We start from the raw sequence: 13,915 nt of genomic DNA on the forward strand, positions 1-13,915 counted from the left end.
GTTAGGCAGGCCCAATCACATGCTTCACTTCCAGATAAGCACTTAGCCCCCAAGGGCCTAGTTCACGCCCAATACCGCTGCGCTTGAAGCCGCCCCAGGCGGTTTCAGGTAGTACTAGCTGCTCGCTGTTGTACCAGATGCTACCGGCTTTAAGCTGGCGGCCAATGCGCTTTGCCCGCCCGGGGTCGCCGCTAATCACCGTGGCTGCCAGACCAAAGACGCTGTCGTTGGCAAGCTGAACCGCCTCGGCTTCGCTTGCCACGCTGTGTCCGCAGAGCACCGGGCCAAAAATCTCTTCCTTCCACAAGCGGCTTTCCACCGGTACATCGCGATAAAGCGTGGGGGCCAGGAAGTAGCCTTGAGCGGGCAACGTGCGGTGTTGCGCATCGCGCACGACCGTTAGCCCTTCCTGTTCGGCCAGATCCAGATAGCGCTGTACGGCGTCGCGCTGCTTGGCGCTGGTCAACGGCCCTAAATCCGTACCTTCGTCGAGAGGGTCGCCCAGCGTCAGCGCATCCATACGCTCGGCAATCGTGGCATAAAGGGCTTCGGCCACATTTTCGTGCACCAATAAACGCGAAGTTGCGGAGCAGATTTGCCCGGCGTTGAAGTAGATCCCGGCCATTACCCAGTCAGCGGCTTGTTCCGGGTCGGCGTCTTCCATCACCAGGATCGGCGATTTCCCCCCCAGCTCCAGGGAGACGCTGGCGGTACGGGCGCTTGCCGCTTGCATCACCGCTTCACCGACGCGGTTACTGCCGGTAAAGGAAATTTTATCCACATCCGGATGGTTGGTCAGCGGTGCACCGATGCCATCACCGTCGCCGTTTAAAAGGTTGAGCACCCCAGCAGGTAGGCCAATCTCCAGGGCTATTTCTGCCAGCACCTGCTCGGGGAGCGGAGTGACTTCGGACGGTTTGAGCACCGCGGCACAACCGGCCGCCAAGGCGGGCGCCAGCTTCCAGGCGCTGGTCACCAGCGGGAAATTCCACGGCGCGATCAGCCCCACGACGCCCACGGGGTCGTGATAAGTGCGCGCCTCAACGCCTTCCATTTCCACGCTGACCAGCTCGCCCTGGCGTGCATCCAGCGCTTTAGCCTGTTTCGCGTAGTAGCGGTAACAGGCAATCGCATCGTCCAGGTCAATCTCCGCCTCTGCCAGTGGCTTACCGTTGTTGGTCGCTGAAAGCGTGATAATCGAGTCTCGGCGCGTTGCCAGTGCATCGGCAAACCCCTCAAGGTATTTAGCCCGTGCGGTTCCGCCCAGCGCCTGCCAGGCGGGCTGCGCCAGCTTTGCGGCTTCGACGGCGGCGTCGACATCCGCGGCGTCACCTGCCGTAACCTGGGCAATCCGCACTTCGCGGTAAGGATTCATCACGTCGAGCAGGCGGGTGCCCGCCGAGGGCACCCACTGGTTGTTGATGAATTGGTGGTCAACAACCGAAGGGTAATCAATCAGGGAGGTCATGGGCATTATCGTGGCTCCTTTATAGGTCGTGTTGGCGAAGCCAATCATCGATGAGCGTTGTGAGATGCTGGCCGCTAAAGCTGGGGAAATGGCCGCCGTGCAAGGTGCGGACGGGCAGCCTGCGCAGCCGCCGCATGCTGGCAGCGTAGTCGGTAAGGTCGCTGTGCCAGAGGTCTTCAATGAGCGGGCCATCGTAAATCAGATCGCCCGAGATCAGCGTCTGGGTGGCCGCCTCCCACAGGGCGATGCCGCCGGGGGAGTGACCCGGGGTATGGATCACTTCCCATTGACGGTTCCCTAAGTCCAGTATTTCACCATCCGCCAGCGGGCACACCTGCTGCGGTGCCGTGATGCGGTAGCGCGTGTGCGAATAGGGTTCGGGAGGTAGCGCCTCAAACATGCCATCGCTGAGAAACTGGTCAGCCAGGGTGCTCGTGTTATCGGGGGAGGCCAGGATGTCCGCCTCAGCGGCATGCACATGGCAACAGCCAAACTCGTGGGCTGCGCCGATATGGTCAAAGTGCGTGTGGCTGGCTACCGCCAGCAGGTCACGCTCGGCAAGCTGCGCCACGTGCTGGCGTAGCGGCACTGCGCCCAGGCCAAAGTCCACGACCATGCCCCGCTTGCTGCCCTGGACATGCCAGATATTGCAGCGATAAAACGGCTTGATCCACGGCTCGTCGATCAGGGTGATACCGTCCGCCTTGGCGGCAGTACGGTACCACTGCTGGGCATTGATGCGCTCAAGGCTCATGCGGGCACCCGCTTGGCGACCGCAACCTTGCTGACCACAAAATAGAGCACGCCGGTGATCACGAAAACCGGCAGCGACGCGCCAAAATCAAGCGGCGCGACCCAGTTCCAGTAGTAAGCCAGTAACGCCCCGACCGCGTAGCTGCCCAGCGCCAGCCAATTGAAGGCGGGAAGGCTATGTTCAGCCTGTATCAGTTGTGCCGAGGTATAACGCTGGCGGCCAAGCAGGTAGTAATCGACGATCATTAGCGAAAAGGCCGGAATAAAGACGCTGCCGATAATCAACAGAAAGGTCTGGAACTGATCGAGAATGCCAGGGATGAGCGCGCCCACCACCGATACCACGCCAATAATCAACGCCGGTTTCCAGAACGGCACCTTGGGACGCACGCTCATGAATGAAAGCGTCGCGCTGTAGACGCACATCACGTTGGTGGTCAGCACCGAAAAGAAAATCACCAGGGCGGCGGGCAGGCCGAAACCGAAGCCGCTGAGCAGGGTCGTCGGGTCGTAGGTGGGCTCCATACCCACGCTGATTGACAGCGCTGACACCGTGGCGCCCAGGCCCATCGCTACCAGCGTTGCCACCACGTAGCCGGCCCAGGTGCCCACCACAGCGGCTTTTAGCGAGCGGCAGTGGCGGTTGTAGTCCGCCGCCAATGGAATCCAGGAAAAAGCCGTCGCGACCACAATATCGAACACCACGCCGCCGCCCAACACGCCTTCGGGTTCCAACTGGGTGATGCTCGGCAGATCATAATGGCGATTGAGCGCGAACAGCACCACCGCCGAGAGCCCCAGCATCAGTAATGCCGCTATTTTCTCGACTTTCTCGATTCCCAGGTGACCACGCAGGGCAATCAGCACCACCAGTGATTCACAGATGACTGTGAAGAGCGCGACATTGGAGTAACCGGTCAGGCTTTCCACGGCGTAGTCCAGACTCATGCCGGCGAGCAGCGCCTGGATCCAGCTCCAGGCAATCAGCGCTAATAGATTCACCGAGGCGGGGAAATTAGCGCCTTTTCTGCCGAAGGTGCCCCGCGCCAGCACCATGGTGGTCATGCCGGTTTGCTGGCCCATCACCCCGATCAATACCAGCGGGATAATCCCTACCGCTGAACCGATCAATATCAGCAACATCGCATGCTGAAAGGTCAGGTCAGGGACTAAAAACATGCCGGTTAGAATAGTGGTCACTACCACATTGGCGCCGAGCCACAGCGCAAAGGTTCCCGGCAGCCCAAGGCTGTGTTCAACGTCGTCGGCAGATAGGGTGTCCTGGCCGAGCACATGGTTATTCTTCATTGTTATCTCCTGGTGACATCAGGTTTTTCTGCCAGGCAGCGGCGTCAATTTCGATCAGTAGAGGCCCGCTGGTTTCCCGGTTGGCGAGCGCCTTGGCAAGTTCCACGGGGCTTTCTACCAGTACGCCGGGACAACCAAAGCCCTCGGCCAGGGTGAGGAAATTGGGCGCCTGAATATCCACACCCAGGCGCGCCACACCGTTGGCATCCATATAGCGACGAATCTCTTCGTAACCAGCGTTATGCCAGAGCACAATCACCACGGGCAGGCGCTCTTCTACGGCGGTGGCGATTTCCGAGAGCGTAAACATCACCCCGCCATCGCCCACCAGTGCCACCACCGGCAGATCCGCTCGCGCCAGCTGTGCGCCCAGCGACGCCGGTAGCCCATAGCCCAGGGTGCCGTAGCCGGTAGAGGCATTGAAGTAACGCCTGGGGGCCGGCTGGCTGACCAGGTGGTTACCGGCATACACCGGCGCGGTGGAATCGCCCACCAAAATCGCCTCAGGCAGATAATCAGCTAGCGTTTTATAAAGCGGCACGAAATCGCTAAAGGCAGGGTCGTTTTCCAGATTTAAAGCGCTCAAAGCCGCAGCGGTTCGCTCAATGCCATTACGCTTCAGCTTCTCGGGAAAGTGAACTAGCAAAAGCTCCATGCTACGCCCGGCATCGCCGACTAGCCCCAACGTTACGCGCTGGTTGCGCACCAGCTGCTCTGGGTCGAGGTCAATACGAATCAGCGTGCCGTTGAGGTGAAAGCCGCCATCAAACACCACGTCGTAATCGGTCTCGCCAAGTTCGGTGCCCACCGCCAGAATCACATCGGCATTGGCCGCCAGCTCGCGCACAGCGGGCAACGCGGCATTGGCACCTAAATCCAGCGGGTGGTCACGGCCCAGCAGGCCTTTGGCGTTGATAGTGGTCACCGTGGGGGCATCTAGCTTGTCGACGAATGCTCGCGCTGCTTCTGGGGCTGAAACGCAGCCACCGCCTAATAGCACCAGGGGCTGTTTCGCCGCGTGTAACAAGCGAGCGGCTTCGGCAAGCCCTTCTGGATCAGGCGCGGCGCGGTAAAGCCTAGGCGCCTGCCAACTCACCGGCGCGTTCACCGGTGCATTGAACAGATCGATGGGAATTTCGATGTGCACCGGGCCCGGCCGCGCGCCGTTGAACACGGCAAAGGCGCGGGCCAGCACCTCGGGTAGCGTATTGGCGTCCAACAGTGTGTGGCTGAACCTCGCCACGCCGCTGATCATCTGCTGCTGGCTAGGCAGTTCATGCAAACGCCCCTGCCCTAAGCCCAAGGTATCGCGGCGGTTAACGCTGGAGATCACCAGCATAGGGATCGAGTCCGCCAGGGCCTGGCCCATGGCGGTGGCCATATTGGTCATCCCCGGCCCGGTAATAATCAGGCACACCCCGGGCTGGCCGCTGGCTCGGGCATAGCCATCGGCCATAAACCCTGCGCCCTGCTCATGGCGTGGCGTGACATGCCTCACATCGCTGCCTTCCAGGCCGCGGTAAAGCTCCACCGTATGCACGCCCGGGATGCCGAACAGGGCACGTACCCCGTAAGTATCGCGCAGCAGGTGAATCAGCAGTTCGGCACAGGTCATCGTCGCTTGATTGCTCGTTACATCAGTATTCGTTGCATCAGCGTTCATTACAGGCCCCTTAGAAGAAAAACGTATGGGCCATAAAGGCAATGATCGGCAGCGTAATGGCCGTACGCAGCAGGAAGATGGCGACCAGCTCCCAGAGCTTAATAGGGATTTTCGACTTGAGCAGCAGTGCGCCGATTTCCGACATGTAGATCAACTGAGTGAGCGACAGGCAGGCAATCACAAAGCGGGTGAGTTCGCTTTCGATATTGGTCGCCAGCACCGCGGGCAGGAACATATCGGCAAAACCCACCAGAGTGGCAGGCGCCGCCGCCTCTGCTTCAGGAATCCGCAGCAGCTCAAGCACCGGTACCATGGGGTAGGAAAGCCAGGTAAATAGCGGGGTAAATTCCGCCAGAATCAGCGCCACCGTACCAATGGCAAACACCAGAGGAAGTAAGCCGAGGAAAATATCCATCACGTTGAGGAGCGCCAAACGTGCCAGCTCACGGGGGCCGGGAGCACCGGCGGCGCGATTGGTGGCCTGAATCAAGCTGTAACGAAACAGACCCACTTTCTCCGTCCGCTCCTCATTCAGTTGGCAGCCTACAGGCTCGTAGTAGTCATTGGATTTGCGCGACAGGGGCGGCAAGCGCGGCACAATGACCGCAGCGATTAACCCCGAAACCACCACCGTAAAGTAGAATTGCACGAACAGGTGGTTGATATCCACGAAGCTGGTAACGAGCAGCGCAAACGCAATCGACACCACGGAAAAATTGGTGGCAATCACCGAGGCTTCCCGGCGGTTATAGAATCCCTGCTCGTACTGCTGCGTGGTGATCAGCACACCGACAGTGCCCGAGCCCATCCATGAAGCGGTGGCATCAATGGCGCTGCGTCCCGGCAAGTTAAAAATTATCCGAAACGGTTTACGTACCATGCTGCCGATGAACTCCATAAAGCCAAACTCGACCAGAAACGGCAGCAGCAGCGCGGCAAAGAAAAAGAAGGTGAGCAGTACCGGCGCCAGGTCATTGAGCATCACGCCACCGGTAAAGGAAGCGGTCACGAACTCAGGCCCGAACTGAAAATAGGTCATCACAGCAAACAGCGCGCCTAAAACGCGCATCACCAACCACACTGGCCCGACATGAAACATTTCGTGCAGCATGCCCTTTTTGGCCCAGGAAGGGTTAGCTAGCTTGGCGTAAATCGTCGCTACCACCGACAGGCAGAGCACAACGACAGCAATGGCCGGCAGCGCCGAGCCCAGCAAAGCCTGCAGACTATCGGCCATGAGCCCCATGCCGATATTGATGGTATCGCCCACTTGAAAAGGGACGAGAAACAGCAGCACCCCAATTAGCGATGGAATGATAAATTTCAGTAAGTGCGCGCGGGGTATCGGTGCCGACGAGGTCGGCTGTTCCGATTTAACGTTGCTATACGACATAGGGGTCACCCATTGGAAGTGATTATTGGAGGTGGCTGGCGGCGTAGCTAGGTCAGTACTTTTTTATTTAGTCGCTATTTCTTTGTTAGCTATTTGGTCGGCGTCACTCGCTGTGTTTAACGCCCGGCAGTACGCAAAGCATTTCATACAGCAGCGTGGCGCCCATCAGCGCGGTGTTGCCGCTGGGGTCATAAGGTGGTGACACTTCCACCAGGTCGCCGCCGACAATATTCAGCCCAGCGGCACCGCGAACCAGCTCCAATCCTTGGCTAGAGGTCAGTCCACCCATCTCCACCGTTCCGGTTCCGGGGGCAACAGAAGGATCCAGGCCGTCAATGTCGAAACTGATGTAAACCGGGATATCACCCATCTGCTCACGCACCTCGGCCATCAAGGGCGCTAGCGAGCGATACCAGCACTCTTCGGCGGGCACGACACGAAAGCCCTGGTCGCGACACCAGTCAAAATCTTCAGCGGCATAGCCGGTACCGCGCAGTCCGATTTGCACTACCTTGCCATGGGCCAATAAGCCCTCCTCCTGGGCGCGACGAAACGGCGTGCCGTGGGCAATTGGCTCGCCGAACATGTGCTCATTGACATCGGCATGGGCATCAATATGAATCAGCCCCACCGGGCCGTGTTTTTTGGCCATGGCGCGAAGAATTGGCAACGTCAGGGTGTGCTCCCCACCCAGGGTCAGCGGAATGCAATCGTGCTTGAGCACGTCGTCATAGAAGGCGGTGATGATGTCGACGCTTTTTGGCAGATGAAAGGTGTTGATAGGCACGTCGCCGATATCGGCCACCTGCAGGCTTTCAAAGGGCGCTGCGCGGGTCGCCATGTTGTAGGGGCGCAGCATGCGCGACTCGTCGCGAATCTGGCGCGGCCCAAGCCGCGTGCCGGGGCGGTTTGAAGTGCCTATATCCATAGGAATGCCGATAAATGCCGCATCCAGACCCTCGGCTGTCTCTTGGGTGGGCAGGCGCATCATGGTGGCAGGGCCTGCAAAGCGCGGCATGGTGTTTCCGCCCAGAGGCTGATTAAACTCCGACATACACATCTCCTTATATTTTTTGGTGGTGAGCACGGTGTAGGTATTGGCCTAGCTCTTTTCACTACTCCTCTAAAGACATTGCACAGACCATGCCAAGTCGAAGATGCCTATAAAGTGGTGTAATTAACGACCAAACGATGCAAAAATGAATCAATCAGGGGCTTTATCAATTCATTTTTGCATCGAAGATTCAAAAATGAATTACTCAGGGGGGTCGGCTGTGATGAGTGAAATAGACAGACGTGTACTGCAAACCATTGTGGAGACCGCAAACGACCACTTCTTTATCGTCAGTGGCGATGGGCAAGTAGTCGACATCAGCCCAGGGGCCGAAGCGGTTTACGGGGTATCCAGAGAAGAGCTGCTCTCCAGCAGTGTGCAGCAACTGCAAGCGGCCGGGGTACTCAAGCCCTCCATCACCATGGAAGTGATGCGCACCCGACGGCCTGCGCAGCTTATGCAGGTCACCGGAACAGGTCGCCGGGTGATTGCCGAAGCCTACCCTGTATTCGTCGACGGTAAGCTGGAGCGCATTATCAGCCGCTCGCGGGACTTAACCGACTTGCAGCTATTGCAGGACGAGTATGCGCTGCTACAAAAACGCTTTAGCGAACACCTAAAGCGCAGTCAGGCAGCGCCAGACGCGGAAGAACAGGCGTTGGATGACGCCCTGGACAATTTGCAGGTGCGCAGCAGCGTGATGCGTGAAATTGCGCTGCTGCTTAAGCGGGTCGCCCCTTCGGATGCCAACGTGCTGATGCTGGGGGAATCAGGTGTGGGTAAAACCGCCTTTGCCAAGCAACTACACCGCTGGAGCCAGCGCTGTGACGGCCCCTTTATTGACGTTAACTGCGCGGCGATTCCAGAGAATCTGTTTGAGTCCGAGATGTTTGGCTACCAGCCCGGCGCTTTCAGCGGTGCCGCCCGCCAGGGCAAAGCCGGGCTGTTAGAGCAGGCAGAGGGCGGCACGCTGTTTTTGGATGAAATCGGCGAGCTGCCGCTGTTGATGCAAACCAAACTGCTCAAGGTGATTCAGGACGGTAGTTTGACTCGGCTGGGTGACACCCGATCACGCAAGGTCAATTTTCGCTTGGTCGTGGCGACCAACCAGGATTTGGGCAAGCGAGTAGAGGCCGGACTTTTCCGTCTGGATCTTTACTACCGCCTCAATGTGATCCCGGTCACCCTGCCGCCGCTGCGTGACCGCCGGGAGGATATCCCCGACCTGGTTGAAGCGTGCTTAAATCGGCTCAACCAGCGCTATGGCCGGCAAAAAATCCTTGATACCCGCGTTTGGTCGACGCTGATGGGTGGCGAATGGCCAGGGAATGTCCGCGAGCTGGAGAACTGGCTAGAGAGAGCCTGGCTTTCCAGCCCCACCGATCAAATCGAAGTACCCGCCGCACTCCCTCACGCCGAGCAGCATCCGGCCAACTTACCGAGCGCCTCGCCAGCAAGGTCGGCAGTAGCACTCGAGCCCCAGGAAACCCTCAAGCAATACCTAGCGCGGCTGGAGCGTGAAACGCTAGAAGAGCTGTGCAACACGCTCCCCAGCACCTATGCCATTGCCAAGCGGCTGGGCATTAGTCAATCCAGCGTGGTGCGTCGGTTGCAGCGCTATGGCATTAAAGTCGCCAAGTGATTTTCTGCTTGACACAGCGGCTGTCATAAACCATCCATGTAAGTGTCATGAAACGGCAACACCTTCAACACAAGCTGAACCAATAACAACCAACAGCCGGTGATGTGTGTGCTATGTCAAACCAATCGCGTATTCGCCTGGAACGCGTCACTAAACGTTGGGACGCGACCACTGCCGTCGATGAAATCTCCTTCGACGTCACGCCTGGGCAATTTGTCATTTTGCTCGGCCCTTCAGGCTGCGGTAAATCCACCACGCTACGCATGATCGCGGGCCTGGAAGAGGCCAGCAACGGACGTATTCATATCGGCGAGCGCGACGTCACACGCCTGCCGCCCGGCGACCGTGGGCTGAGCATGGTGTTTCAGTCCTACGCGCTGTTTCCGCATTTGAGTGTGGCTGACAATATCGTGTTTGGCCTGCGCAGCCGCAAGGTACCCAAAGCCGAGCAGCGCGAGCGGCTAGCCAAAGTGGCCGAACTGGTTGATTTAACCGATTATCTGAACCGCAAACCTGCCCAGCTTTCCGGCGGCCAACGCCAACGGGTTGCGTTGGCGCGCTCGGTTATTTCCGAACACCCGATCTGCCTGATGGATGAACCGCTATCCAACCTGGACGCCCGGCTGCGCAGCGACATGCGCCGGGAAATCAAAGCATTACAGAACCGCCTGAATATGACGGTTATCTACGTCACCCACGACCAAGTGGAAGCCATGAGCATGGGCGATCGCGTCATTCTGATGCAGCACGGCAAAATCGTGCAGGACGGTACCCCAGACGAGCTTTATAACCGCCCCGCTAGCGCTTTTGCCGCCAGCTTTATTGGCAGCCCCGCGATGAACTTGCTACCACTCGTTAAAGGTGAACAGGGTGCCGTTATCGAAGGCGAACCGAGTACGCCAGTTGCTCCCATGGAAGCCGCTGGTGGCCACTTGGGCATCCGCCCGGAAGATATCGAGCTGCGAATCGCACCCGGTTCCGGCGTACCCGCTAACGTATTAAGTGAAGAGTATCTGGGAGCGGACACCATTGCTTATGTCGCGGTGGGGTCGCACACCCTACGCGTGCGACTTAGCGGCAAGCAGGCACTGACAGGCCAGCCATGCAGCCTCTATTGGACTTCAAAGAATACACACCTTTTCGATGCCGACGGCCTGCGGCGGGACGACCTGACACCGACCCCCTTACCCAGCTCATCTCGAAGCGTTCCTCGTCCACCGGCGGTGGGCTCTTTCCAACACTGACAGCAGTATTGACACTTGCGGAGTCCCTTATGCGTTTGCGTACCCCTTTTGCAATGACCGCCCTGGCAGCGGGCTTGTTAAGCGCCGCCCAGGTAAACGCGGATAGCGTCGATCTGACCATGTACTACCCGGTCGCGGTGGGCGGTGCACTCACCGACGTCGTTGATAATCTGGTGGAGGAGTTTGAGAGCGAACACCCCGATATCAACGTGGAAGCGATCTACGCCGGTAACTACGACGACACCCGCGTGCGCGCCATGTCGGCGATGGAAGCGGGCGAAACGCCCCAGCTGTCGGTCATGTTCTCCATCGATCTGTACGAGCTGATTGAGCAGAACGCCATCGTCGCCTTTGACGACCTGGTCGAAACCGATGAAGAGCGCGAATGGCTCGATGGCTTCTACCCAGGGCTGATGGAAAATGGCCAACTGGATGGCAAAACCTACGGCATCCCCTTCCAGCGCTCCACTATCGTACTGTTCTGGAACAAAGACGCCTTTGAAACCGCTGGCCTAGACCCCGAAACACCCCCGGAAAACTGGGAAGAGATGGCCGAGATGGCCGCTACCGTGCGCGAAGCCTCCAACGGTGAGCAGTGGGGCGTGATGGTGCCGTCGACTGGCTACCCCTACTGGATGTTCCAGGCCTTCGCCTTTCAGAACGGTCACCGCTTGATGAGCGAAGATGGCACCGAGGTCTACTTCGACGACCCCGCAGCGGTTGAAGCGCTGGAGTACTGGGTGTCACTGGCCACCGAGCACAATGCCATGCCCGACGGCACCATCGAGTGGGGCACCCTGCGCCAGAACTTCCTTGAAGAGTCCACGGCAATGATGTGGCACACCACGGGCAACCTGACCGCGGTACGCAGCGAAGCCAATTTTGATTTTGGCGTCGCCATGCTGCCGATGAAAACCCAGCGCGGCAGCCCCACCGGCGGCGGCAATTTCTACATTTTTGAAGATGCGACGGAAGAAGAACAGCGCGCGGCGATGACCTTCATTCGCTGGATGACCGCCCCCGAGCGTGCCGCTGCCTGGTCGATTGAGACTGGCTATATGGGCGTTAGCCCCGCCGCTTATGAGACCGACGCGCTGCAAAGCTACGTGGAAGAGTTCGCGCCAGCAGCGGTCGCACGCGACCAGCTTGAACACGGCACGGCGGAGCTTTCCACCTATCAGGGTGGCCGCATTCGCCGCGCCTTGGATAACGCCGTGCAAGCGGCATTAACCGGTCAAATGACGCCGCAAGAAGCGCTTAGTCAGGCGCAGCAAGAAGCCGACAGCGTGTTGCGCCGCTACGCCCGCTAATCGTTAGGCATTTTACTGTTCGCCGGGGCATGCCCCGGCTTTTCCAACGTGCGGTACGTCTCTATGTCATTCACCAACCACCGCAAAATGCAGCTCTATGGCACGCTTCTGCTGCTGCCCGCGGCGGTACTGCTAACGACTTTTGCTTATTTACCGACCGTAACAACGGTCATTAACAGCCTGTTTTTACCCGGCTTTCGCGGTGCACCCACTGAATTCGTAGGCCTTGAAAATTATCAGGTGTTGTTCGACGATCCGACGTTTTGGAAAGTAGCTCGTAACAACTTAATCTACGCAGTCGGTACGATTCCTACTTCCATCGCACTGGCGCTAGGCATGGCATTGTTCGTCAATGGCAAGCTTCGCGGGCGGGGCTTTGTGCGCATGGCGTATTTCACTCCGACCATTCTACCCATGATTGCCGCGGCCAATATCTGGATGTTTTTCTACGCGCCGCAGATTGGCCTATTCAATAAACTGCTCGGCATGTTGGGCTTTTCTGGGGTGAACTGGCTGGGCGATCCAAGCGTTGCGTTAAGCTCGGTGATCGTAATGTCGGTGTGGAAAGAAGCTGGCTTTTTTATGATTTTCTACCTGGCGGCGCTACAGAGCATGCCACTCGAGTTAAAAGAGGCAGCTGACTTAGAAGGCACTAGCCGCTGGAGCTTCTTTTGGCGTGTCACCTTTCCGCTACTCATGCCCACCACGCTGTTTGTGCTCATCAATGCGCTGATTAACTCGGTGCGGGTCGTGGATCACTTATTTATCTTGACCAAGGGCGGGCCCAACAACGCCACCAACCTGCTGCTTTATTACGTCTACGAGAATGCGTTCTCGTTCTTTGACCGCACCACGGCCGCCACCATTACGGTGGTGATTCTGCTGGTGCTCGCGGTAGTGGCCACGCTTAAGTTCACGATTTTAGATCGCAGGACGCACTATCAATGAATACGACCACGACCTATGCGCCCCGCTCTCGCTTCGTTTCAATGCCAGCGCTGGAAACAGTGGCCGCGTGGCTACTGGCGATTATTTGGATTTTTCCGCTGCTGTATGCCTTTTGGGCCGCCTTCCACCCCAGCGAGTTTATGGTGAACTTTGAGCTCTTCGCCCCACTGACGCTGGAGAACTTCACTAACGCCTGGTCTCAAGCGCCCTTTGCCCGCTACTACCTGAACACCTTTGCGCTGGTGACAGGGGTAGTGATAGGTCAGTTTGTGGTCTGTACCCTGGCGGCGTTTGCCTTTGCGCGCTTTCCGATTCCCGGCAAAAACGTTCTGTTTATGCTGGTGCTGATTCAGCTCTTTGTGTTCCCCGAAGTGCTGATTGTCGAGAACTACCGCATCGCCAGCGAACTGGGGCTGATCAACACCATCACCGGGATTGGCTTACCTTACGTGGCCAGCGCCTTGGGTATTTTTCTGCTCCGCCAAACCTTTAAAACCATCCCCCGAGAGCTGGAAGACGCCGCCCGCATCGAAGGCTGCAACTGGCTGGAAATTTTGTGGAAGGTCTACGTACCGCTCGCCAAGCCCACCTACCTTGCTTACGGGCTGGTCTCGATTAGCCACCACTGGAACAACTTTATCTGGCCGTTAGTGGTCACCAACTCGGTAGAGAGCCGCCCGTTAACGGTCGGCCTTGGGGTTTTCTCCGCCCCGGAAACCGGCGTTAACTGGGCCACGGTCAGCGCCGCAACACTGCTCAGTATCGCCCCGCTGCTGGTCGCCTTCCTGCTGTTCCAGCGCCAGTTTGTGCAGTCGTTTTTACGGGCGGGGATTAGGTAAACCCGCTTTATTCAAGACGGCAAGCCAACAACGAAGGATGGGGGCGCCTTGCACTCCCTGTTTTACCCCCCCCTCCACAACTTACCCAGTAAGGCGGCCTGTCTCATTCGACCAAGGTCTCGCCACTAATGTCGCATTGCCTCCTGCGGGGATATCTTGTGCTATTAAAACACTCGAATGATACGAGTGTTTTAATCAGTCATTTCATACCTCGAGTTGCCCTTGGCACACTCGTAGATGCAGTGACTTCAGCATCATGGATCAACAATAACAACCATATAGCACGAGATACG

General features: G+C 58.1%; 11 protein-coding genes. 5 read left to right on the forward strand and 6 right to left on the reverse strand.

Going from position 1 to position 13,915, the window contains the following annotated elements; translation table 11 throughout:
- Nucleotide 1 precedes the first annotated feature (1 nt).
- From RO22_RS20945 to speB, 6 genes are all read right to left on the reverse strand, one after another.
- Nucleotides 2-1,474, reverse strand: coding sequence for an aldehyde dehydrogenase family protein (locus RO22_RS20945; protein WP_052475739.1), 1,473 nt, complete (start codon nucleotides 1,472-1,474; stop codon nucleotides 2-4).
- A 13-nt stretch (nucleotides 1,475-1,487) separates the two neighbouring features.
- Nucleotides 1,488-2,222 carry an MBL fold metallo-hydrolase gene (locus RO22_RS20950; RefSeq protein ID WP_041159308.1) on the reverse strand — a complete coding sequence of 245 codons (735 nt, stop codon included), beginning with the start codon at nucleotides 2,220-2,222 and terminating at the stop codon, nucleotides 1,488-1,490.
- Nucleotides 2,219-3,529: a purine-cytosine permease family protein gene (locus RO22_RS20955; RefSeq protein ID WP_041159309.1), complete on the reverse strand. Its 1,311-nt coding sequence runs from the start codon at nucleotides 3,527-3,529 to the stop codon at nucleotides 2,219-2,221. The genes RO22_RS20950 and RO22_RS20955 overlap by 4 nt, the downstream gene beginning before the upstream one ends.
- Entirely contained in the window at nucleotides 3,519-5,192 is a 1,674-nt protein-coding gene (locus RO22_RS20960; RefSeq protein WP_235270539.1) for a 5-guanidino-2-oxopentanoate decarboxylase, read from the reverse strand. Before RO22_RS20960 ends, RO22_RS20955 begins: the two co-directional genes overlap by 11 nt.
- A 10-nt stretch (nucleotides 5,193-5,202) precedes the next feature.
- Nucleotides 5,203-6,585: a YjiH family protein gene (locus RO22_RS20965; protein ID WP_041159310.1), complete on the reverse strand. Its 1,383-nt coding sequence runs from the start codon at nucleotides 6,583-6,585 to the stop codon at nucleotides 5,203-5,205.
- Between the two features lie 103 nt (nucleotides 6,586-6,688).
- On the reverse strand, nucleotides 6,689-7,639 hold the full coding sequence (gene speB / locus RO22_RS20970; protein ID WP_041159311.1) for an agmatinase: 951 nt from the start codon (nucleotides 7,637-7,639) through the stop codon (nucleotides 6,689-6,691).
- 223 nt (nucleotides 7,640-7,862) lie between these two features.
- Between speB and RO22_RS20975 the strand changes: the two genes are divergently transcribed.
- The 5 genes from RO22_RS20975 to RO22_RS20995 all read left to right on the forward strand — a co-directional run bounded on the left by RO22_RS20975 (nucleotide 7,863) and on the right by RO22_RS20995 (nucleotide 13,622).
- On the forward strand, nucleotides 7,863-9,281 hold the full coding sequence (locus tag RO22_RS20975) for a sigma-54 interaction domain-containing protein (RefSeq protein WP_041159312.1): 1,419 nt from the start codon (nucleotides 7,863-7,865) through the stop codon (nucleotides 9,279-9,281).
- A gap of 113 nt (nucleotides 9,282-9,394) precedes the next feature.
- Nucleotides 9,395-10,525 carry an ABC transporter ATP-binding protein gene (locus tag RO22_RS20980; protein WP_041159313.1) on the forward strand — a complete coding sequence of 377 codons (1,131 nt, stop codon included), beginning with the start codon at nucleotides 9,395-9,397 and terminating at the stop codon, nucleotides 10,523-10,525.
- 29 nt (nucleotides 10,526-10,554) lie between these two features.
- Entirely contained in the window at nucleotides 10,555-11,835 is a 1,281-nt protein-coding gene (locus RO22_RS20985; protein ID WP_041159314.1) for an ABC transporter substrate-binding protein, read from the forward strand.
- Between the two features lie 63 nt (nucleotides 11,836-11,898).
- A complete protein-coding gene (locus RO22_RS20990) occupies nucleotides 11,899-12,783 on the forward strand; it encodes a carbohydrate ABC transporter permease (RefSeq protein ID WP_041159315.1) in 885 nt (294 codons plus the stop codon).
- On the forward strand, nucleotides 12,780-13,622 hold the full coding sequence (locus RO22_RS20995; protein WP_041159316.1) for a carbohydrate ABC transporter permease: 843 nt from the start codon (nucleotides 12,780-12,782) through the stop codon (nucleotides 13,620-13,622). The genes RO22_RS20990 and RO22_RS20995 overlap by 4 nt, the downstream gene beginning before the upstream one ends.
- The last annotated feature ends 293 nt before the right edge of the window (nucleotides 13,623-13,915 follow it).

The organism is Halomonas sp. KHS3 (genome assembly GCF_000830495.1).
GTDB classification, from domain to species: Bacteria; Pseudomonadota; Gammaproteobacteria; order Pseudomonadales; family Halomonadaceae; genus Vreelandella; species Vreelandella titanicae.

Coding starts and splice junctions, on each gene's coding strand:
- RO22_RS20945 (WP_052475739.1), bottom strand. CDS start 1,474: ATGCCCATGACCTCCCTGATTGATTACCCTTCGGTTGTTGACCACCAA.
- RO22_RS20950 (WP_041159308.1), bottom strand. CDS start 2,222: ATGAGCCTTGAGCGCATCAATGCCCAGCAGTGGTACCGTACTGCCGCC.
- RO22_RS20955 (WP_041159309.1), bottom strand. CDS start 3,529: ATGAAGAATAACCATGTGCTCGGCCAGGACACCCTATCTGCCGACGAC.
- RO22_RS20960 (WP_235270539.1), bottom strand. CDS start 5,192: ATGAACGCTGATGCAACGAATACTGATGTAACGAGCAATCAAGCGACG.
- RO22_RS20965 (WP_041159310.1), bottom strand. CDS start 6,585: ATGTCGTATAGCAACGTTAAATCGGAACAGCCGACCTCGTCGGCACCG.
- speB (WP_041159311.1), bottom strand. CDS start 7,639: ATGTCGGAGTTTAATCAGCCTCTGGGCGGAAACACCATGCCGCGCTTT.
- RO22_RS20975 (WP_041159312.1), top strand. CDS start 7,863: ATGAGTGAAATAGACAGACGTGTACTGCAAACCATTGTGGAGACCGCA.
- RO22_RS20980 (WP_041159313.1), top strand. CDS start 9,395: ATGTCAAACCAATCGCGTATTCGCCTGGAACGCGTCACTAAACGTTGG.
- RO22_RS20985 (WP_041159314.1), top strand. CDS start 10,555: ATGCGTTTGCGTACCCCTTTTGCAATGACCGCCCTGGCAGCGGGCTTG.
- RO22_RS20990 (WP_041159315.1), top strand. CDS start 11,899: ATGTCATTCACCAACCACCGCAAAATGCAGCTCTATGGCACGCTTCTG.
- RO22_RS20995 (WP_041159316.1), top strand. CDS start 12,780: ATGAATACGACCACGACCTATGCGCCCCGCTCTCGCTTCGTTTCAATG.